Source organism: Ruania alba, from assembly GCF_900105765.1.
GTDB lineage: Bacteria > Actinomycetota > Actinomycetes > Actinomycetales > Beutenbergiaceae > Ruania > Ruania alba.
Genome location: NZ_FNTX01000002.1, coordinates 741,244 through 761,465 on the forward strand (window position 1 = coordinate 741,244; position 20,222 = coordinate 761,465).

The window sequence follows — 20,222 nt, forward strand, 5'->3', positions numbered from 1 at the left end:
GGAACTCGGCGAAAGGACGACGATGTCCGTGAATCCAGACCCTCGGATCCTGCTGTACCCCAGGATTCGCAAGTCCCCCTTCTTCCACGCCTCCCGGCAGCATGGCGTCGCCATGTACAGCGTCTACAACCGCACGTATCATGCCCGGCACTACGGCGACCCCGTGGCGGAGTACTGGTCGCTGCTGAACGGCGTCACGCTGTGGGATGTCGGCGTCGAACGCCAGGTGGAGATCACCGGCCCCGACGCCGCTGCCTTCACCGATTACCTCATCACGCGGGACCTGAGCAGATGTGCGGTCGGGCAGTGCAAGTACGTCTTCGTGACGAACGAGGCCGGCGGCATCCTGAACGACCCGGTGCTGCTGCGCCTGGGCGAGAATCACTTCTGGCTCTCACTCGCCGACAGCGACGTCCTGCTGTGGGCCCAGGGTGTCGCCCACGGATCGGACTTCGACGTGACGATCCGCGAAGCCGACGTGGGCCCGGTGCAGGTGCAGGGACCGCGGTCCCCCGAGGTCATGAGCGCGCTGTTCGGGCCGAGCGTGCTCGAGATCGGCTACTACCGCCTCGGCGTGTACGAGCTGGACGGGATGAGCCTCGTGGTCTCCCGCACGGGCTACACCGGCGAGGCCGGGTTCGAGATCTACGTGCGGAACGCCTCGCGCGACGGTGTCCAGCTGTGGGAGAGGGTGATGGCTGCGGGCTCGCCCTACGGCCTGACGCCGATCGGCCCCTGCCACATCCGCCGCATCGAGGCGGGGATGCTCGCCCAGGGCTGCGACATCACCTTCGACACCAATCCCTTCGAGATCGGCATGGGCTACGACTGGATGGTCAGCCTCGACAAGGGCGCCGACTTCATCGGCAAGCAGGCGCTGTTGCGTATCCGTGAGGAGGGCGTGACCCGCAAGCTCGCCGGAGTGGAGATCGGCGGGGCCGAGCTCGGCAGCTACAACGACGGATCGATGATCGAGCCGTTCCCGGTGCGCCACGAGGGCGCCGAGGTCGGCCAGGTCACCTCGGCCTGCTGGTCGCCGCGGCTGGAGAAGAACATCGGATACGCGATGGTCCCGGTGGCGCTGGCAGAGCTGGGAACCACGCTGGAGATCGTCACGCCGGACGGGACGGCGGACGCCGTCGTCGTGCCCAAGCCCTTCATCGACCCGAAGAAGGACCTGCCCAAGCAGGTGCTGAGCGGCACCAGGGGTCCGCAGGACCCGGGAGGGAGCAGGAAGTCCGATGCTGCCTGAGGCCCTCACCTCCGAGGCGCTCCCCCCCGAGGCGCTGGTCAGCCGCTGGCTGCGCGACCCGCGCTACGAGGTGATGCCCACCGACGACGTCGTCGACGAGGTCGCCGCGCACCTCGAGGCGCCGGCGACCGTGACGGTGACCTTCTCCCCGACGCGCTCCGCTGCGACCACGGTCTCCATCGCCCTGCGCCTCGCGGCGCTCGGCCACCGCGCCGTCCCCCACCTCGCCGCCCGGCGGATGCGCGATCGCGCCGAGCTGGAGGACATCGCCGCGCGACTGGCGGACGGCGGCATCAACGAGGTCTTCGTCGTGGGCGGCGATGCCGACTCTCCCACGGGCGCGTTCTCCTCGGCGATCGAGGTTGTCCGGCCGCTCCGGGAGATCTCCCCCGGGCTGAGCATCGGCGTCGCCGGATATCCGGAGTCGCACCCGCACATCCCCGACGCGGCCATGCACGGCGCGCTGGCCGAGAAGGCGGCGTACGCGGACAGGGTGGTCAGTCAGATCTGCTTCTCCCCGCAGACGACGCTCCGCTGGGCCTGCGACGTACGCGCCCGTGGGATCGAGCTGGATGTGCTCGCCGGGATCGCCGCGCCCGTACCGCGAGGGCGGCTCCTGCGCATTGCGACGCGGATCGGCGTCGCGCAGTCGGCGCGCTTCCTCTCCGGCCACCCGGAGATGCTCCGGCTGGGCGCAGGGCGCTACGATCCCGGCCCGCTGCTGTGGGCTCTGGCCGAGGCCCCGACCCCGATCTCGGGTATCCACATCTACACCTTCAACGCGATGGCGGCCGTCCAGCGATGGCGGCGCAGCCTGCTGGACCCAGCGCCGGAGGCAGCATGACGAACGCGCTGAGCACCGAGGCCTCGCGGGCGCACAGCCTCACGCTCTCCCAGCAGGCGACGCTGGCGCCGATGCGGGACATCGCCGCCGGGATGGGGATCGACGAGGAACTGGTGGAGCCCTACGGCCGCGGGGCGGCGAAGATCGACCTCGCCACCGTTGAGCAGCTCTCCGCACGCCCCCGGGCGAAGTACGTCGTCGTCACCGCGATCACACCCACCCCGCTCGGCGAGGGCAAGACCACCACCGTGATCGGGCTCGGCCAAGGGCTGAACCGCACCGGTCGCAGTGCGACGATCGCGATCCGGCAGCCGTCGATGGGCCCCACGCTCGGCATCAAGGGCGGCGGGGCCGGCGGCGGACGCAGCCAGGTCGTGCCGATGGAGCGGCTGAATCTCCACCTGACCGGCGACATCCACGCCGTGACCGCTGCGCACAACCAACTCGCCGCACAGATCGACAACCATCTGTTCCGCGGCAGCCGGTCCGGGCTCGCCCCCGACAGGGTGACCTGGCGCCGCGCCCTCGACGTCAACGATCGCGCCCTGCGGACCATCGTGGCGGGGCTCGGCGCCCGCACTGACGGCCCGACCCGGCAGTCGGGCTTCGACATCACCGCCGCCAGCGAGGTCATGGCCACGCTCGCGCTGACCACCTCCCTGCAGGATCTACGCGAACGGCTGGGCCGGATCGTAGTCGGGTACACCCGCGACGGCGAGCCCGTCACAGCGGAGCGGATCGGCGCCGCCGGCGCCATGACCGTACTGCTGCGCGAGGCAATCAAGCCGAACCTGATGCAGACGATGGAGAACACTCCCGCCCTGGTGCACTGCGGCCCCTTCGGGAACATCGCCACCGGGAACTCGTCCGTGGTGGCGGACCTGATCGGCATCCACACCGGGGAGTTCCTCGTCACCGAAGCGGGCTTTGCCGCCGACATGGGCGCGGAGCGGTTCTTCAACATCAAGTGCCGCGTCTCCGGGCTGATCCCGGACGCCGCCGTGGTGGTCGCCACCGTGCGAGCGCTGAAGGCCCACTCCGGCCGACACCGCGTGATCGCGGGCAGGCCCCTGCCGCAAGGCCTGCTTGAGGAGAACCCGGACGACGTGCGGGCCGGAGCCGACAACCTGCGCGCCCAGCTCGCGATCATCCGGCACCATGGCGTGACACCCGTCGTCGCGATCAACGCCTTTCCGAACGACCACGCCTCCGAGGTCGCCGCGATCCGCGAGATCGCCGCCGAGGAGGGCGTACGCTGTGCCGCCTCGACGCACTTCGCCGACGGCGGACGCGGTGCCGAGGAACTGGCGGAGGCCGTCGCCGAGGCGGTCACGGAGCCGGCGACGTCCTCCTTCCGGCTGCTGTACCCGGATGAGGCGCCGCTACGGGAGAAGATCGACCTCATCGCCCGGGAGATCTACGGCGCCGACGGCGTGGACTTCTCCGCCACGGCAGCCGCGGACATCGACGGATTCCAGAGCGCTGGATACGGTCGGCTGCCGATCTGCGTCGCCAAGACGCACCTGTCGCTCTCGTCCGACCCGGCGCTGAAAGGCGCGCCGCGCGGCTGGCGGCTGCCGGTGCGCGAGGTGCGGCTGTCCGCAGGGGCGGGTTTCGTCTATCCGATCTGCGGAACCATGCAGACCATGCCGGGACTCGGCTCCGCACCGGCCGCGGAATCGATCGACATCGACTCAGACGGGAACACCGTGGGGCTGTTCTGACGCCCGTCGGCGCCGGTGCGGCAGAGAGACACGGCACAAAGACGCGGGGAAGGAGGCGAGAGGGACATGAGCATCCCGTCACAGGCCGCCGTCGTGATCATCGGCGCCGGCATCGTGGGCAACGCGGTGGCCCGGCATCTCACCGATCTCGGGCAGCGGGACATCCTGATCCTCGACAAGGGCCCGCTGCCCGATCCCGGCGGCTCCACGGGACACGCCTCGAACTTCGTCTTCCCCGTCGACCACTCCCGCGAGATCACCGAGCTGACCACCGACTCGATGCGCCAGTACGCCGAGCTCGGCGTCCTCACCACCTGCGGCGGCATCGAGGTGGCTCGCTCCGCCGAACGACACCAGGAGCTGCGGCGCCGGATGTCCTCGGCGCAGTCCTGGGGTGTGGAGGCGGAGCTGATCGACCCCCATCGGATCAAGGAGCTCTCGCCGTGGATCCGCGAGGATCTGCTACGGGCGGGTTTCCACACGCCCTCCGGTGCGATCGTGGACGCGGTGCGCGCCGGAGAGCTGATGCGCGCCCGCGCCGTCGCACAGGGCGCGTCCGTCGCATCCGGGACCGAGGTGCTCGGTATCGACACCGTCGCGGGACCGGACGGGCGAGCACGCGTGACCGGGGTGCGCACCGACCGCGGCGACGTCGCCTGCGAGACCGTGATCGTCGCCTGCGGCGTGTGGAGCCCCGCAGTGGCCGCGCTGGCCGGTGCGCGCATCCCCCTCACCCCGATGGTGCACCAGATGATGGACCTGGGGCCGATTCCGCAGCTCGCCGCGACCAGTGAGTGGATCTCGTACCCGCTCGTACGCGACATGGACGAGAAGATGTACGAGCGCCAGCGTGGCGCGAACCTGCAGGTGGGCTCCTACGCGCACCGGCCCCTGGTGCATCGCCCCACAGAGATTCCCGCTCTCGGGAAGGCCCGCAGAGCTCGCCGACGCGGATGCCGTTCACCGACGACGACTTCGCCCCGCAGCTGGCCGCCGCCCACGAGCTGTTCGGGGAGCTGCTCGACCAGCCGGGCGTCGCCTGTCAGGATGCGATCAACGGCCTGCTCTCAGTGACCCCGGACGGCTCGCCCGTGCTCGGCGAGACCCCGGAAGTGCGCGGTCTGTGGTCGGCAGCGGCGGTCTGGATCAAGGAGGCTCCGGCAGTCGGGCGGGTGATCGCGGAATGGCTGGTGGGCGGTGCAAGCGAGATCGACGTGCACGCCTCCGACATCGCGCGGTTCCACCCCGCCGCGCGCACCGAGCAGCATGTGCGCGCACGCGCCACCGAGGGCTTCCCGAAGATCTACGGGATCAGCCATCCGCGTGAGCAGTGGCTGAGCCGCCGCGGCGTGCGCACGAGCCCGTTCCACTCCCGCGAGGTCACGCTGGGCGCTGAGTTCTTCGAGGCCGGCGGGTGGGAGCGCCCGCAGTGGTACGCAGCGAACGAGCCGCTGCTGGAGGAGTACGCCGATCAGGTGACCGCCGCGGATCCCACGCACGAGTGGGATGCCCGCTGGTGGTCGCCAATCATCGAGGCCGAACACCTCGCGATGCGCGAGCGTGCAGCGATGATCGACCTGACGGCGTTCGCGATCTTCGATCTCTCCGGTCCCGGTGCCCTCGGCCATCTGCAGCACCTCGCCATGGCGCAGGTCGACCGACCGGTCGGCCGGGTGATCTACACGCCGCTGCTCGATCCGCGCGGGGGCTTCCACTCCGATCTGACCGTCTTCCGGCTCGGAGCGCACCGCTTCCGCATCGTCACCGGCGCCGCCGACGCCGGGCGCGACGGAGCGTGGCTCGCACGGGACCTGCCGGCGGACGGTTCCACGGTCCTGACCGACCTCACGTCCTCCCTGTGCACGCTCGGTCTCTGGGGGCCGCGAGCCCGCGACGTGGTCGCCGCGCTGACCCAGGACGATCTCTCGGATGCGGGCTTCCCCTTCGGCACCACGCGCTGGGTGGACCTGGCGGGCATCCCGGTGCACATGGTCCGCATCTCCTACGTCGGGGACCTCGGCTGGGAGCTGTACACCTCGATAGAGCACGGCCTGGCACTGTGGGACGCGCTGCGCAAGGCGGGCGGGGTCCACGGCATGATCGTCGCGGGCGCCGGCGTGTACGGCACGACGGGGCGGCTGGAGAAGGCGCACCGGCTGATGGGGGCCGAGCTCGACGGCATCCGATCCCCCGTCGACGCGGGCTTGGCCCTGCCGAAGGTCAAGGACGCGGACTTCGTCGGCAAGGAGGCCTACCTCGCCGCACGCGAGGCCGGACCGACGAGCATCCTGTGCTCTCTCGCCCTGGAGACCGGCGTCCGGCGCCGCCCCACCGGAGGAGAGCCGATCCTCACGGTCGACGGCGCGTCGATCGAGGATGCGCTGGGACGCCGTTCCTACGTCACCAGCGCCGGCCCCGCGCCCTCGCTCGCCCGCTTCCTGCTGCTCGCCTATCTGCCCCCGGAGCACGCCGTGGCGGGCGGTCGGCTACTGGTGGACTACCTGGGCGAGCGTCTGCCCGCCGAGGTGCTGACCGTGGGCCGCACAGCGCCCTTCGACCCGTCGATGGCGCGGGTCAAGAGGTGAGCGCCGGTCGGGTCACAGTGGTGCTCGACCGTGCGGCCCGGACCAGTGTGGCGGCCCGCCACTCGGTCAAACGGGCGGATCGATCGTGTTGTCGTCGTAGAAGATCTGCGAGGACGTACGCGATCAATATCCCGACGGCGCACGCGGCCACGGCATCGCCCGTCACCTGTTCATCGGCGTCCAGGACGACGTCCTGGCACGTATCGACCGTGGGCGTCACGGGATCGGTGGGCTTCGCGTGATCACCCGGCATACTTGCCAGCCGATCAACGCGGTCCTAGCGCGTCGCCCGCGTGTCAGGTCGCCAGGCGCGCTCGGATCCCACCGTGCGGGCGGTGACCGGAGTCGATCCGGGTCTGGGTATCGAGGATCTCGAATCCTGCGCCCGCCACCTGCGCGGCGAGCACGTGAGCCGGCCACCGGTAGGCACGCACCACCTTGTGATCGAACTGGACCGGTCCCGTCTCGCCGGCCTCGCCGGCGAAGAAGCCCATCAGGAACTCACCACCGGGCCGGAGCGCTCGGGCCATGGTAACGAGCGCGGTGTCGATCCGGCCCGGTTCCGTGTGGATGAGGGAGTACCAGCTGAGCACCCCGGCAAGCGATCCGTCAGGCACCCCCAGGTCTTCGGCGCGTCCTTCTCTGAACGGCACCTCGGGGAACTGGGCCCGGGCGAACGCGAGAAACTGCGGTGTGGGGTCCACGCCCTCGACCTGCACGCCCGCGCGGTGCAGTGCATCGGTCCACTGACCCGGCCCGCACCCGACGTCGATCACCGGACCGCGCAAACCTCTCGCCCAACCGAGCACGAGATCGAGATCCTCGGGATGCACGGCCTCGATGCTGCCAACCTTCTCCACGTACTCGCCGGCGCGCGCACCGTACGCGTGCACGACTCGATCCATGACCACAGACTGTAGCCCGCGGTCGAATCGGCACATCGAACTAGTTGTTGCGGGGCGGGACGTTGATGACAGGCCGGTGGGGCTGAGGTAGCCGGAAGGGCAGGCCCTCTGCGGCAAAGATGAGAAGCGACCAAGCATCTCGTCTGTGTCGAGCCAGCAAAGGACCTGCCCGTGTCTCACCGTAATGCGCCGCTCTCTCCTGAAGGCCGTCGCCGACTCATCGAGCGGTGCCGCGCCCGTCCGATCGCCCACGTCGCCGCGGAGATGGGGATCTCGCGTGCGTGCGCGTCCAAGTGGGTCAACCGCTACCGCCGCTTCGGTGAACTCGGGCTGGTCGACCGGCCATCGACTCCGCACCGCAGTCCCAGGTCCACGCCAGTGCAGGTGATTGCCCAGATCGAGTCCTGGCGACGTGAGAAGAAGTGGTCGGCTTCTCGGATCACCCACGAGCTCGCAGCGCGAGGGGTCAGGTTGAACCGCCGCACGGTGACCAGGCACCTGACCCAGCTCGGCCTGGGACGTCGCCGATTCCTGGACCCGACCGGTGAGTGCAACCGGAGCCCGGGCAAGATCACTGCCTGCTGGCCCGGACACATGATCCATCTGGACGTGAAGAAGGTCGGCCGGATCCCCGACGGCGGAGGGTGGCGCGTCCACGGTCGCGACAGCAACCAGAACCGGGCCGCCGCCCGAGCCAAGGACGCTGGCGCCCGAGCGGGCTACGTCTACCTGCACTCGATCGTCGACGGCTTCTCCCGCCTGGCCTACACCGAGCCGCTCGGCGACGAGAAAGGCACGACCGCGGCCGGGTTCCTGGCCCGAGCCAAAGTCTGGTTCGCCGCTCACGGCATCACCCACATCCACCGCGTGATCACCGACAACGGCTCCTGCTACCGCTCCCGCGACTTCGCCCGCATCGTCGGTGCCCGGACCCGCCACCAACACACCAGGCCCTACACCCCACGGCACAACGACAAAGTAGAGCGCTACAACCGGATCATGGCCGAAGAAGTCCTCTACGCCCAGCCCTACGACCGCGAAGAGGACCGCACAGCCGCGATCGACACCTGGAACATCCACTACAACTACCATCGACCCCACAGCGCCGCGAACGGCCAACCGCCAGCATCCCGGCTCACAACCGGCGTCACCAACGTCCAGCCCTCATACAACTAGTTCACGTCAGGGCCGCAGGGCATCGCCGGACGACCTGACCCAGGTGTGGACGTCGCACCATCGACGGGAGCGCGCCGGAAAGAGGCCGGACGATAGCGGGACTCGTGATCGGCCGCTACCTCGATCCCGTGCCAGACGCTGGAGAATGCGTCGATGCCCGCAGCGACGTGGCGGATGCCGCGCCACAGCGTGCCGAACAGGCTCCGTACAGCGTGACGGTCGCGGGCATGACGGGCAGATGCGGGGTTGTTGGCCTTCATCACCTGCTGAGCAAGGAAGTCATCGGAGTGCATGACTCAAGACTCGCAATCCGGGTCTCGCCCGGATAGTGGCAGGATCGACAAGAACCGATAGCATTCTGCCATGTCGCGACCATCAGTCACCGTGCCACTCACCGAAGGGCTGACGCTGTTCGAGATCAGCATGCCGCTGGAAGCGCTCGGCTACGACTGGGACCCCGAGCGCGGGCCGCTCTATGACGTGATTCTCTGCGGCGACCTGCGGGGTGTCCCCACCCACACGGGAGCGCGGCTCACCCCCGAGCGTCCGCTGAGCGCTCTCTCCGACGGCGACACGATCGTCGTGCCAGGGGGAAGGCCCGGCCGGCCGTTGGACCAGCAGCTGCTTCACGAACTACGACGGGCAGCAGACCGGGGCACCCGGATCGCGGCCCTGTGCACCGGCACGTTCTCGCTCGCCGAAGCCGGACTGCTCGATGGCCGCCGCGCCACCACCCACTGGCGGCACGCCGGGCTCCTGCAGCGGATGTACCCCCACATCGAGGTCGATGCGCGCGCACTCTACGTCGAGGACGGCGGCATCTTCACCAGCGCCGGCTCAGCGGCCGGCCTCGACCTCTGCCTACATCTGATCCGGCGCGACTTCGGGGAGCGCGCAGCGAACACCATCGCACGCAACCTCGTGATCGCCTCCCACCGTGACGGCGATCAGGCCCAGTACGTCAGGGCCGAGCCGCTCGAGGACCGAGCAGCCTGGCTCGATCATCTGCGCGACTGGCTTCGCGCGAACCCCGACCGGCCGGTGACTCTGACCGAACTGGGACGGGCGGCGAACCTCTCCGCGCGCACACTTGCCCGGCGATTCCAGCGCGACGTCGGCACCACACCGATGCGGTGGGTCACCGCTGAGCGGATCGCGATGGCGAAGGAGCTGCTCGAGGCAACAGACCTGACCGTCGACCGGATCTCCTTCGACGCCGGATTCGGTTCGCCGGTGACGTTCCGCGCCTCGTTCACTCGAGAGGTCGGGATCTCACCCGGGCTCTACCGCAGCCGCTTCTCGGCCTGACGCGACGCCGACCCCGCGCCGAACGCAACTCTGTGCGGCGTCTGACCAGGGGAACGCCGCACAGGGTTGCGCTCGGCGCGGCGGTGGGGGTGGGTCCGGCGGGGGTGGGGTACGTGGGGGCGGGCGGAGGAGGGCAGGCCGGTGGGGTGGGATCAGTCGGCGCGGGGGCGCGCGTCAGCCCTGCTGGGACTCCCACCAGCTGAGCAGCTCACGCCTGGCCTCGTCCTCCGGGAGCGGACCGCGCTCCATCCGCAGCGCGAGCATGTGCTTGTATGCGGCGCCCACCTGCCGGCCCGGACCGATGCCCAGGATCTCCATGATCGCGTTCCCGTCCAGGTCGGGCCGGATCGCATTCAGCTCTTCCTCCTCCGCGAGCGCCGCGATCCGGTTCTCCAGATCGTCGTAGGCGTGCGAGAGCCGGGCGGCCTTGCGCTTGTTCCGGGTGGTGCAATCGGCGCGGGTGAGCCGGTGCAACCGTTCGAGCTGGTCGCCGGCGTCGGCCACGTACCGCCGCACCGCAGAATCAGTCCAGGCGGCGTCCCCGTAGCCGTGGAAGCGCAGGTGCAGAGCGACCAGCTTGGAGACCGCCTGAGTGGTGGCCTTGTCGAACCGGAGCGCTTTCATCCGCTTCGTGGTCATCTTGGCTCCGACGATCTCGTGGTGGTGGAAGCTCACCCCGCCGCCGGGTTCCATCCGCCGTGTGTCCGGCTTGCCGATGTCGTGCATGATCGCCGCCAGCCGGAGCACCAGGTCCGGGCCGGGCACAGGACCATCCGGACTGGTCTCCAGGTCGATCGCCTGGTCCAGCACGGTGAGGGTGTGCTCGTAGACGTCCTTGTGCCGGTGGTGCTCGTCGATGGTGAGCTGCAGGTTCGGCAGCTCGGGCAGCACATGCTCGGCCAGGCCCGCGTAGACCATGAGCTCGAGCCCGCGGCGAGGAGCCGGCGCCATCAACAGTTTGACCAGCTCGGCCTGCACCCGCTCGGCGGAGACGATCTCGATCCGTCCAGCCATCGCCGTCATCGCCGCGAGCACGCCGGGCTCGACGTCCACGCCGAGCTGTGCTGCGAATCGGACCGCACGCATCATCCGCAACGGGTCATCGTCGAAGGACTGCTCCGGTGACGCAGGTGTACGCAGTATCCGGTCGGCGAGGTCGTTCAGCCCGCCGAACGGGTCCACGAACACCAGGTCCGGCAGCCGCAGCGCCATCGCGTTCACGGTGAAGTCGCGGCGGGAGAGGTCTCCGTCGAGGCTGTCGCCGTAGACCACCTCGGGCTTGCGGGAGGACGAGTCGTACGCCTCGGTCCGGTAGGTGGTGACCTCCACGATCACGTCCCCGCGGCGGGCGCCGATGGTGCCGAACTCCCGGCCCATGTCCCAGTGCGCGTCTCCCCAGGCAGCAAGCAGCCGCTCAGTCTCCTCGGGTCGCGCGGAGGTGGCGAAGTCCAGGTCCACGCTCGCCTTACCGAGGAACGCGTCCCGCACGGGTCCACCGACCAGCGCCAGCTCGAACCCGGCGTCGGCGAATACGCGCCCGAGCTCGGTCGCCTGCGGGGCGTACTCGGCGATCACACCGAGCGCGGTGCGCAACAGCTCGACGGGTTCGGGAGACTCACGCGTGGTCGACACAGCAGTACAGCCTGCCATGCCTGGCAGAGGGCAGACTGCGGTGATCGCGCACTCATGCGTGCAGGAATCCGTCGTCGATCTGGCGGGAACCACCCTCCCGGCGCCCCCTGTGGGGTGCGTTCACGTCGCAAACAGGCGGGATGACAACGCGAAAGCACCCCACATCGCGTGCGCTTGCGACCGGATTGAGGACGGATCCTGCCCGTGCGGGTGGGCTGGTCCTCGGCCTGGCATGACGCGCAGGCGCGTGGCCTTGATTACAGTGTTGTTATGTCCGCCGCCGTCCCGACTCCTGGTCCGCGGGTGCCCAGGCCCCCGCAGCCGGTGCGTCTGAGGCGCTCGTATGCCTCCAGCCTGCCCGTGGTGGACGAGACGTCCGCCGGCGGTCTGGTGGTCTCTGTCCGGGCACGCCGGGCCTACACGGCGATCATCGCTCGACGGAATCGTGCCGGACGTCTGGAGTGGTGTCTGCCCAAGGGCCACCTGGAAGGCACCGAGACGGCCGAGCAGGCTGCCGTGCGGGAGATCGCCGAGGAGACCGGGATCGAAGGGCAGGTGCTGCGCCACCTCGCGACCATCGATTACTGGTTCGCCGGACACGACCGCCGGGTACACAAAGTGGTCCATCACTATCTGCTCGAGGCGCTCCGCGGCGAACTGACCATCGAGAACGACCCCGACCACGAGGCCGAGGACGTCGCCTGGGTGTCACTCGCCGACGTGGCCTCCAGGCTCGCGTATCCCAACGAGCGCCGGGTGGTCGCCACCGCCCGGGACATCCTCGAGGGCCGCGCGTGACGGGCCGACGGTGATCCGGGGCACGCTCGCGAACGACGCTGAGGAGCCGATGATCCGCCCTACCAGGCGTCCCCGCCGGGGACGCAGCGGGCTCGTCTCGTGCTTGGCGGTGCTGCTGACCGTTCTCGGGATGGTCGGCGGTGTCGTCCTGCCCTTCTCCGCCGCACCGGCCGCCGGTGAGGTGACCGACGGCGAGGTGACCGTGGACCTCACGCAGATCACCCCGGCCGTGACTCGCCCAGGCGATGACATCGTGATCGAGGGCGTGCTCGGCAACGGCACCGAGCAGGCCCTCGCGTCTCCGCGCGTACAACTGGTGCTGCAGAAGCACGTGCCTGCCTCCCGTGCTGCGCTCGATTCGTGGTTCAACGGGGAGAACTCCTTCAACTCCGCCATCCTCACGGTGGAGTACCTCGACGACGTCCCTGCAGGTGAGGAGGTGCCGTTCACGATCACCCTGCCGGCGGATCGCTCCCCCTTCGACGGGGCCCTGTGGGGGCCGCGCGGTATCGAGGTGCGCGCCGTGGCCGAGGGAACCGTGGCCGCCGAACGCACCGCTCTGCTCTGGTACCCCGGCGAACCGCAGGTGTCAGCTCCCACCGAGCTGTCGGTGCTGGTGCCGTTCACTCCGACCGCGCAGGAATGGTCGGCATCTGTGGCCGAGGACCGCCCCGTCGCCGAGGTGGCCGCAGAACGGCTGGGACCGGTGCTCGAGGAGATGCCGGACGGCGTGGGATGGGGGATCGACGCGGCCCTGCTGGAGAACCTGCCCGCCGAGAACGGCGAGCAGGACGATCCTGCGGACACCGCCGAGACCACGGAAACCGAGGATGAACCGGCAACCGAGGCGACCGAGGACGAGTCAACGGACGCCGAGACCGGCGCGCCGACCACGACCGAGGAGACCACGTCCCCCGAGACTGGCGCCACCGGCACGGCCGGCAGCAGCGAGCCCAGCCCCGACGAGACGACCACCAGCACAGACCCGGCCGGCGAGACCAACGAGGCGACGCCGTCGGACGCTGACCCGGACGTGCCGGACAGCACCGGCGATCCCACGCTCACCGACCAGCTCCTCGACGGCGCCGCCCAGCGGGACGTGCTCGCACTCGGATATGCCGATGCCGACCACGCGGTGCTCACCGGCCCCAGCGGTGCCGAGCTGCTCCAGGCCGGCCGGGACCGCACGGCCGAACTGCTCGCCACGAACGGCATCACCGCCCTGCAGGACGTCGCCTGGCCTGCCTCCGCTGACCTCGCCTCAGTGACCGCGCTCGCCCAGACCAACACCCGCGCCGTGGTGCTCCCCGCTGACGCGATGCCCACCGCCGTCCCCCTGAACTACACCCCGTCCGGACGCAGCCTGATCAGTACCGAAGCCGGTGATGTGCAGGCGATGCTCTGGGACGGGCCCCTCTCGGAGACGTTCACCGCCGAGCTGAGCGACCTGCAGATCCGCCAGTCCGTGCTCGCTCAGACCGCAGTGATCGCCCGGGAACAACCTGCCAACCCCCGCGGGCTGCTCGCCACCCTGAGCCGGGACGTGGGCACCGACCCGCACGTGATGGCGGCCCTGTCCGAATCCATCACCGCGCTGGAGTCAGCGCCCTGGGTGGAGCTGTCGAACCTGCGCTCCCTGCTCGGCCGCGCCGACGCCGGGGAGGCGCGCGCGTCGCTGCCCGCGCCCAGTCCCACCGCCCACCTGGATGCCGCGACCGTGGCCCGGCTGGCACAAGCCTGGCAGGCAGCAGACGCGTTCGCGGACGTCACCGACGAACCCGCCCGGTTCCGCGACGAGATCGCCCCTCAGGTACTGACCGGCGTATCCAGCACTCTGACCAACGCCACAGCCACCCGGAACCAGGTCGTGGACGAGGCATTCGCCGCCGTGGAGCACTTGAGCACCCGCATCGGTGTGGAGCCGGCCAGCGAGGTGCTGCTGGTCTCCACCTCCGGGGAGATCCCAATCACGCTGGAGAGCACGCTCTCGGTGGGGGCCACGGTGGTGGTGCGGCTGGTGCCCCAGGATCCGTATCTGCGCGCGGACGAGACCGTCACTGCCCACATCCCGCCCGGCGAGGCCACGACTGTTCGCCTGCCGGTGACGGCGGTCGCGAACGGCAACGTGGACGTCTCCGCCGAAGTGCTCACGCCCGCCGACGGGAACGTGCTGGTGACGGCCGATTCGTTCCAGGTACGGGTACGTGCCGACTGGGAGAACATCGGCACGATCGTGGTGGCCGCGCTGCTCGTGCTCGGGCTCGCGGTCGGGCTGATCCGCACCATCCGCAAGGGTCAGCGCAGGTTCACCCCGGCCACCCCGGCCGCACGGGCGGCCGCAGCACACGAAGAAACGCCCGACGGCGGCCGTCGCCCCGACCGGGACGCTCACCCCGGCGAGGCGCTCCCCGAGCAGACCGACGATAGCGACCGCCCGCCCGCAACAGATGAGACCGATGGCGACACTCCGCCGTCGGGCCCGGACGGGAGAACCTGATGGCGGGGCGCTCCGGTCTGGCCGGATCGGCGGCGGTGATGTTCTCCGGGACATTGGTCTCGCGGTTCCTCGGCGTGCTGCGCAACGCGCTGCTGGTGGCTGCGATCGGAGTGACGGGCAGCGACGCGGCGAACGCGTTCTCGGTAGCCAACAAACTGCCGAACATCATCTACATGCTCCTCGCCGGCGGGATCCTGAACGCCGTGCTGGTGCCGCAGATCGTGCGAGCGATGCGCAAGGACGACGGCGGCACCGAGTACGTGAACAGGTTGCTCACCCTGGCCGCCACAGTGATGGGGCTGATCACCCTCGCGCTGACGGCTGCCTCGGGGCTGCTGATCACGATCTATGCGGAAGCGCTACGCGATGGGCCGTGGATGCCGCTCGCGGTGGCGTTCGCGATGTGGTGCATCCCGCAGCTGTTCTTCTACGGCCTGTACACACTGCTCGGGCAACTGCTGAACGCGCGCAGCAGCTTCGGCCCCTACATGTGGGCACCCGTGCTGAACAACATCATCTCGATCGCCGGGCTGGTGGCCTACCTGATCGTGTACGGCTCCTTCGCCACCGATCCGGCGTCAGTGGCGGACTGGGACGCACAACGGATCGCGCTCCTGGCCGGCCCGTGGACGATCGGGGTGGCGATGCAGGCGTTCATCCTGGTGGTGCCGCTCTATCGCAGCGGGTTCCGGTACCGGCCCACGTGGGGTCTGCGGAACACGGGGTTGCGATCGGCCGGTCGGGTCGCGATGTGGGCGTTCGCCGCGCTCGCCGTCGGGCAGATCGGCTACCTGGCGATCTCGAACCTCGCGGCGGCCGCCGGTACCCGCAGCGATGCGTTGCCTGACCCGGCGAGTGTGGCCGGGAACGCCGCTTACGACAACGCCTTCCTGATCTTCATGCTGCCGCAGTCGTTGATCACCGTCTCACTCGTGACGGCGATGTTCACCCGGCTCAGCGAGCACGCCGCGGGCGGGCGCACCTTCCGGGTGCGGGACGACCTCTCCCGCGGGTTGCGCACCCTGGCTGTGTTCACTGTGTTCGCCGCGGGGGCGTTCATGGTGCTGGCCATCCCGCTCACCCAGCTGGTGACCTTCGATCAGGCCGACTTCTCGTCCTATCGCGCGGTGGGGCATGTGCTGGTGGCGATGCTGGTGGGGCTGCCGGCGATCGCGATCTGGACGATGGCCCAGCGGGTGTACTTCGCCTTCGAGGACGCCCGCTCCCTGTTCTGGATCCAGGTGCCGATGGCCGGGATCCAGATCATCGGCAGCGTCGTGGCCTTCCTGACCCTCGAGGTGCAGTGGTGGGTGGTCGGTGCTGGGGCAGCCACGGCGATCTCGAACACATTCGGCGCGCTCGTGGCCTACCTGGCACTGCGCCGCAAGCTGCCGACCCTGGACGGTGCACGCGTGCTTCGCACCCACCTGCGCGTGCTGCTCGCCGTGATACCCACCACCTTGCTCGGCTGGGGCGCCCTGCACCTGTGGGGTGTGCAGACCTCGTTCATGGGTGCACTGCTGCGGGTGCTGGTGATCGGCGGGGCGATGGGGCTGGGATACCTGGTGCTGCTGCGGCGGCTGCGCGTCTCCGAACTGGATGTGCTCCTCGAACGTGTGGGCGGAATGCTCTCCCCGCTGACTCGGCGCCTTCAGCCCGTGGCTACCCGCCTCAAGATCAGTGGTCCGTTGCGTACGATGTGGACAAGCATCGTCGGCGGCGAGGGGATTGGAGGGACGTCTGTGACGCATGGCACGACGGCGACCCTCGAGCCGGGCGCCACGCTGGCCGATCGCTACGTGCTCCAGGGCCCGCTCCCGACGGACCTGCCGGAGACGAGCGTCTGGTCCGGGCACGACGAGATCCTGCAACGCGAGGTCCTGCTCACCGTGGTGCAGGGTGCGCACCGCGAGGAGGCCTTGGATGCGGCCCGGCGAGCGGCGCTCATCACCGATCCACGGCTGCGTCGCATCATGCGGGTCGGCTCTCACGACGGCACCGGGTTCGTGGTCTCCGACCCGACGCCGGCGCGTTCCCTCGCTGATCTGGTGAGCGAAGGAAGACTTCCTGCGCCGCAGGCCCGTGCACTCGTGGGTGAGGCGGCAGCGGCGCTGGAACTGTCTCGCAAGCGCGGCGTGCACCACCTCCACCTGCGGCCCACGGCCCTGCGGGTGACGGACTCCGGCGAGGTCCAGCTCTGCGGCCTCGCGGTCGACGCGGCCCAGGCGGGGATCACCTCGACCGACTCGCGCCGTTCAGCGCGCGCTGACGCGATCGACCTGGTCGCCCTGCTCTACACGGCGCTGACCGGCTACTGGCCGGGTGCGCCCGAACGCGCCGGCGCCTTGCCTGCTGCCCCCCGCAAAGATGGCGCACCCATCCCACCCGGAGACCTGGTCGACGATGTCCCGCACGATCTCGACACGTTGTGTGCAGTGACGTTCGGCCCGCACGAGGACGGCCCGTTCACCGCCGGCGAGCTGGTGCGCGAGCTGGAGCCATGGGACGGGATCGGATCCGTCACGCCCGTCACCGGCCCCACCACACCGGCGGTCGGCGACCAGTCCGACGACGAGGCCGACGATGACGACGTCGCTCCGGGCGAACAGGCTCCCGAGAGCAACGCGGCAAGCGCCGCAGGGGTCAGCCCGGACGACGAGGTCACCGCCAGCAGTGAGAGTGCGACAGCGTCGGAGCCCGGCGCCGCACCCGTTCCGGACTCCAGTGGCTGGCACCCCCACCCGCCCCCGGCCGACCGTGGACCGGTGTCGTTCTCCACGGTGCTCGAGCCGGGCGAGGAGGCGCCCGCTCCTGGCTATCTCGCACGGCACGTCAGCGGAGGGAGCACCGTCCTTCCCACGCCCGGCCGCGGCATCGCCGGACGGGAGGCCGCGACCGCACCAGCGGAGCCCCCGTCGGACCAACAGCCGAGGAACGAGGCGGGATCCGATCCGACATCGCCAGAAGCCACGAGCGTGTTGCCCGCCGCGCGACCGGACCAGCGTGTCCCCGAGGAGGCGCCGAGCTCCGAGCCGGATGGTCCTGCGCAGGCAACAGCTCCCGAAGCAGCTGCCGTCCCTCCGGCACGACGCCCATTGCCCCCGACACTCGGATGGGACGACCCCACCGGGACCTCGGACCGGCCTGCTCCGCCGACCGCCCCCGCCCGACCGGCCGTCACCGCAGCCGGTGTAGGGACCGCACTGACCGGGATACTGGCCGGCGTCGGCGCTCGGATCAAGGCCGGTGTGCGCAGCCGGCTCGTCCGCGAGACAGAGGGAGAGGATGGCCCGCAGGAGCGGTTCAATCCCACCCCGATCGTCATCTTCGTCATGGTCTCCGTGGTCGTCGTGGCCACGATCCTGGCGATCGGTTCGCTCCGGGACGCGTCAACTGCCTTCGATCCGGGTGAGTACACCCGCGAGCCGACACCCACCGCGACCGAGCCCAGTGAGGAACCCAGCGAAGAGCCGACGACGCCGGAGCCCACCGAAGAACCGACACCGGAGCCCACCCGCCAGGCCGCTATCGACATCGACGAAGGGCGCTCGCTCGACCCATCCACCGGTGTGGGTGACAACGAGAACCTGGCGCGTTTCGCCGTCGACGGTGACCCGGAGACCACCTGGGACTCACTCCGGTACGACAACCCCGAGTACGGCATGAAGGACGGCCTGGGCTACGCCGTCGTGCTCTCTCAGACCGCGACCGTGACATCGGTGACCGTTGACGTTCAGGGAGCCGGAGGCGTTCTGCAGATCCGCAGTACCGAGCCTGACGACCCGAGCGGCGGCGAGGTTCTCGCCGAGGGCGAGATGGGGCCGGAAACCACCTATGAGCTCTCCACCCCCACCGAACTGGACACCATCGTGCTCTGGTTTCCGGAGCTCCCGGTGGCCGAGTCCGACGGACGGAACCGGATCGAGCTGGCCGAGATCACCGTGAACTGAGCAAGAACCGCCGCTGACCATTGGTCGACGATCGTGGACACAGTCTGAGACTGCCCGCGACCACCGGAACATTCACCGACCGGGCATGGTTAAGTCAGGCAGTGCCCCAACCTGAAGGACATTCATGACCGACGCAGCACAAGTCCACGAAGTGATCATCATCGGCTCCGGACCCTCCGGGTATACAGCCGCCGTGTACGCCGCCCGAGCCGGACTTGCCCCCGTGGTCTTCGCCGGCGCGATCACCGCGGGTGGTGCGTTGATGAACACCACCGAGGTGGAGAACTTTCCCGGGTTCCCGGACGCCGTGATGGGCCCGGACCTGATGGAGAAGATGCGCGAGCAGGCTGAGCGGTTCGGCGCCGATATTCGCTATGAGGACGTCGCGTCGGTCGACCTGGACGGCGCGGTGAAGACCGTGATCAACGACGACGATGAAACGTTCCGTGCACGGACCGTGATCCTCTCCACCGGTTCGGCCTACAAGGAGCTCGGCCTGCCGGAGGAGAAGACATTCTCCGGGCGTGGCGTGAGCTGGTGCGCCACATGTGACGGTTTCTTCTTCCGGGATCAGGACATCCTGGTGATCGGGGGCGGAGACTCCGCGATGGAGGAGGCGCTCTTCCTCACCCGGTTCGGACGCACCGTCACCGTCGTGCACCGCCGCGACGAGTTGCGTGCCTCCAAGATCATGGCCGACCGGGCGTTGGCGGACCCGAAGATCTCCTTCGCATGGAACAGCGAGGTGGCCGCGATCCAAGGCGACCAGAAGGTCAGCCGTGTGACCCTGCGGGACACCGTCACCGGGGAGACGCGCGAAGTCGAGGCATCCGGCGTGTTCGTGGCCATCGGACACCTGCCGCGCACTGAGCTTGTGGTCGGACAGGTGACCTTGAACGAGGAGGGGTACATCGACGTCGAACACCCCAGCACCCGCACCAATATTCCCGGTGTGTTCGCTGCAGGTGACGTCGTGGATCACCACTACCGGCAAGCTGTCACGGCAGCCGGCACCGGCTGCTCTGCCGCGCTCGACGCTGAGCGGTACCTGGCTGCACTCGACGCTGCGCCCGCAGCACCCGCGGCGGCGGACGCAGCCGCCACTCTCGTCAACTAGCCAACACCCCCGAACCTGAGGAGACGCCATGGGCGCCATCAACGCCACCAGCGATGCCACCTTCCGCAGCGATGTGCTCGAAGCCGACAAGCCGGTCGTTGTGGACTTCTGGGCCGACTGGTGCGGGCCGTGCAAGCAGTTTGCACCGATCCTCGAGGAGATCGCGGCCGAGAACGCAGAGAAGATCTCGGTGTTCAAGCTTGATGTGGACGCCAACCCTGAGACCACGGCGGCCTACAGCGTGGTCTCTATCCCCACCATCAACATCTACTCCGGCGGTGAGCTGGTGAAGTCGGTGGTGGGTTCGCGCCCGAAGAAGGCATTCCTCGCGGAGATCGAAGAGTTCCTGGGCTGAGCCAGCCACACCTGCACGAATGCCCGCGGGCCGATACGGCCCGCGGGCATTGCTCTGTGCCGGGAGCGTTCCCCTACTG

At 69.5% G+C, this 20,222-nt stretch carries 15 protein-coding genes; 12 read left to right on the plus strand and 3 right to left on the minus strand.

What is annotated here, in order from left to right; all coding sequences use genetic code 11:
- Positions 1 to 22: 22 nt before the first annotated feature.
- The 5 genes from BLU77_RS13910 (at position 23) to BLU77_RS22705 (ending at position 6,405) form a co-directional block, all read left to right on the plus strand.
- Positions 23 to 1,252, plus strand: a complete 1,230-nt coding sequence (locus BLU77_RS13910; protein ID WP_089773704.1) for a glycine cleavage T C-terminal barrel domain-containing protein — start codon at positions 23 to 25, stop codon at positions 1,250 to 1,252.
- The gene (locus BLU77_RS13915; RefSeq protein WP_089773705.1) at positions 1,242 to 2,096 is read left to right on the plus strand and encodes a methylenetetrahydrofolate reductase; all 855 of its coding nucleotides are present in this window, start codon (positions 1,242 to 1,244) and stop codon (positions 2,094 to 2,096) included. Before BLU77_RS13910 ends, BLU77_RS13915 begins: the two co-directional genes overlap by 11 nt.
- Positions 2,093 to 3,820, plus strand: coding sequence for a formate--tetrahydrofolate ligase (locus BLU77_RS13920; RefSeq protein ID WP_089773706.1), 1,728 nt, complete (start codon positions 2,093 to 2,095; stop codon positions 3,818 to 3,820). Before BLU77_RS13915 ends, BLU77_RS13920 begins: the two co-directional genes overlap by 4 nt.
- Before the next feature lie 66 nt (positions 3,821 to 3,886).
- The gene (locus BLU77_RS22700; protein WP_245708864.1) at positions 3,887 to 4,894 is read left to right on the plus strand and encodes an NAD(P)/FAD-dependent oxidoreductase; all 1,008 of its coding nucleotides are present in this window, start codon (positions 3,887 to 3,889) and stop codon (positions 4,892 to 4,894) included.
- Positions 4,895 to 5,034: 140 nt separating this feature from the next.
- Entirely contained in the window at positions 5,035 to 6,405 is a 1,371-nt protein-coding gene (locus BLU77_RS22705) for a glycine cleavage T C-terminal barrel domain-containing protein (protein ID WP_245709001.1), read from the plus strand.
- A 296-nt stretch (positions 6,406 to 6,701) separates the two neighbouring features.
- On the opposite strand, the gene BLU77_RS13935 is transcribed toward BLU77_RS22705, so the two are convergent.
- A complete protein-coding gene (locus BLU77_RS13935; RefSeq protein WP_175477109.1) occupies positions 6,702 to 7,310 on the minus strand; it encodes a class I SAM-dependent methyltransferase in 609 nt (202 codons plus the stop codon).
- Positions 7,311 to 7,481: 171 nt separating this feature from the next.
- Between BLU77_RS13935 and BLU77_RS13940 the strand changes: the two genes are divergently transcribed.
- Positions 7,482 to 8,486 (plus strand): IS481 family transposase, encoded by a 1,005-nt coding sequence (locus BLU77_RS13940; RefSeq protein WP_139177773.1) that lies wholly within the window; start codon positions 7,482 to 7,484, stop codon positions 8,484 to 8,486.
- Here the strand turns inward: BLU77_RS13940 and BLU77_RS13945 are convergent.
- Complete coding sequence (locus BLU77_RS13945; protein ID WP_089773710.1) at positions 8,483 to 8,779, minus strand: hypothetical protein; 297 nt, start codon at positions 8,777 to 8,779, stop codon at positions 8,483 to 8,485. The genes BLU77_RS13940 and BLU77_RS13945 overlap by 4 nt on opposite strands.
- 70 nt (positions 8,780 to 8,849) lie before the next feature.
- Here BLU77_RS13945 and BLU77_RS13950 point away from each other — a divergent pair, with 70 nt between their 5' ends.
- A complete protein-coding gene (locus BLU77_RS13950) occupies positions 8,850 to 9,794 on the plus strand; it encodes a GlxA family transcriptional regulator (RefSeq protein WP_089773711.1) in 945 nt (314 codons plus the stop codon).
- 174 nt (positions 9,795 to 9,968) lie between these two features.
- Here the strand turns inward: BLU77_RS13950 and BLU77_RS13955 are convergent, their stop codons facing one another.
- Complete coding sequence (locus BLU77_RS13955; RefSeq protein WP_089773712.1) at positions 9,969 to 11,444, minus strand: CCA tRNA nucleotidyltransferase; 1,476 nt, start codon at positions 11,442 to 11,444, stop codon at positions 9,969 to 9,971.
- Between the two features lie 252 nt (positions 11,445 to 11,696).
- On the opposite strand from BLU77_RS13955, the gene BLU77_RS13960 reads away from it, so the two are divergent.
- The 5 genes from BLU77_RS13960 (at position 11,697) to trxA (ending at position 20,143) form a co-directional block, all read left to right on the plus strand.
- Positions 11,697 to 12,224 carry an NUDIX hydrolase gene (locus BLU77_RS13960; RefSeq protein WP_089773713.1) on the plus strand — a complete coding sequence of 176 codons (528 nt, stop codon included), beginning with the start codon at positions 11,697 to 11,699 and terminating at the stop codon, positions 12,222 to 12,224.
- Positions 12,225 to 12,273: 49 nt separating this feature from the next.
- A complete protein-coding gene (locus tag BLU77_RS13965; RefSeq protein ID WP_175477110.1) occupies positions 12,274 to 14,721 on the plus strand; it encodes a DUF6049 family protein in 2,448 nt (815 codons plus the stop codon).
- Positions 14,721 to 18,671, plus strand: coding sequence for a murein biosynthesis integral membrane protein MurJ (gene murJ / locus BLU77_RS13970; RefSeq protein WP_089773715.1), 3,951 nt, complete (start codon positions 14,721 to 14,723; stop codon positions 18,669 to 18,671). Before BLU77_RS13965 ends, murJ begins: the two co-directional genes overlap by 1 nt.
- Positions 18,672 to 18,795: 124 nt before the next feature.
- Positions 18,796 to 19,788, plus strand: coding sequence for a thioredoxin-disulfide reductase (trxB, locus tag BLU77_RS13975; RefSeq protein ID WP_089773716.1), 993 nt, complete (start codon positions 18,796 to 18,798; stop codon positions 19,786 to 19,788).
- Positions 19,789 to 19,816: 28 nt separating this feature from the next.
- Complete coding sequence (gene trxA, locus BLU77_RS13980) at positions 19,817 to 20,143, plus strand: thioredoxin (RefSeq protein WP_089773717.1); 327 nt, start codon at positions 19,817 to 19,819, stop codon at positions 20,141 to 20,143.
- The last annotated feature ends 79 nt before the right edge of the window (positions 20,144 to 20,222 follow it).

Excerpts from the sequence above, each read along its gene's own strand:
- BLU77_RS13910 (WP_089773704.1), top strand. The coding sequence starts at position 23 with ATGTCCGTGAATCCAGACCCTCGGATCCTGCTGTACCCCAGGATTCGC.
- BLU77_RS13915 (WP_089773705.1), top strand. The coding sequence starts at position 1,242 with ATGCTGCCTGAGGCCCTCACCTCCGAGGCGCTCCCCCCCGAGGCGCTG.
- BLU77_RS13920 (WP_089773706.1), top strand. The coding sequence starts at position 2,093 with ATGACGAACGCGCTGAGCACCGAGGCCTCGCGGGCGCACAGCCTCACG.
- BLU77_RS22700 (WP_245708864.1), top strand. The coding sequence starts at position 3,887 with ATGAGCATCCCGTCACAGGCCGCCGTCGTGATCATCGGCGCCGGCATC.
- BLU77_RS13935 (WP_175477109.1), bottom strand. The coding sequence starts at position 7,310 with ATGGATCGAGTCGTGCACGCGTACGGTGCGCGCGCCGGCGAGTACGTG.
- BLU77_RS13945 (WP_089773710.1), bottom strand. The coding sequence starts at position 8,779 with ATGCACTCCGATGACTTCCTTGCTCAGCAGGTGATGAAGGCCAACAAC.
- BLU77_RS13950 (WP_089773711.1), top strand. The coding sequence starts at position 8,850 with ATGTCGCGACCATCAGTCACCGTGCCACTCACCGAAGGGCTGACGCTG.
- BLU77_RS13955 (WP_089773712.1), bottom strand. The coding sequence starts at position 11,444 with ATGGCAGGCTGTACTGCTGTGTCGACCACGCGTGAGTCTCCCGAACCC.
- BLU77_RS13960 (WP_089773713.1), top strand. The coding sequence starts at position 11,697 with ATGTCCGCCGCCGTCCCGACTCCTGGTCCGCGGGTGCCCAGGCCCCCG.
- BLU77_RS13965 (WP_175477110.1), top strand. The coding sequence starts at position 12,274 with ATGATCCGCCCTACCAGGCGTCCCCGCCGGGGACGCAGCGGGCTCGTC.
- murJ (WP_089773715.1), top strand. The coding sequence starts at position 14,721 with ATGGCGGGGCGCTCCGGTCTGGCCGGATCGGCGGCGGTGATGTTCTCC.
- trxB (WP_089773716.1), top strand. The coding sequence starts at position 18,796 with ATGACCGACGCAGCACAAGTCCACGAAGTGATCATCATCGGCTCCGGA.
- trxA (WP_089773717.1), top strand. The coding sequence starts at position 19,817 with ATGGGCGCCATCAACGCCACCAGCGATGCCACCTTCCGCAGCGATGTG.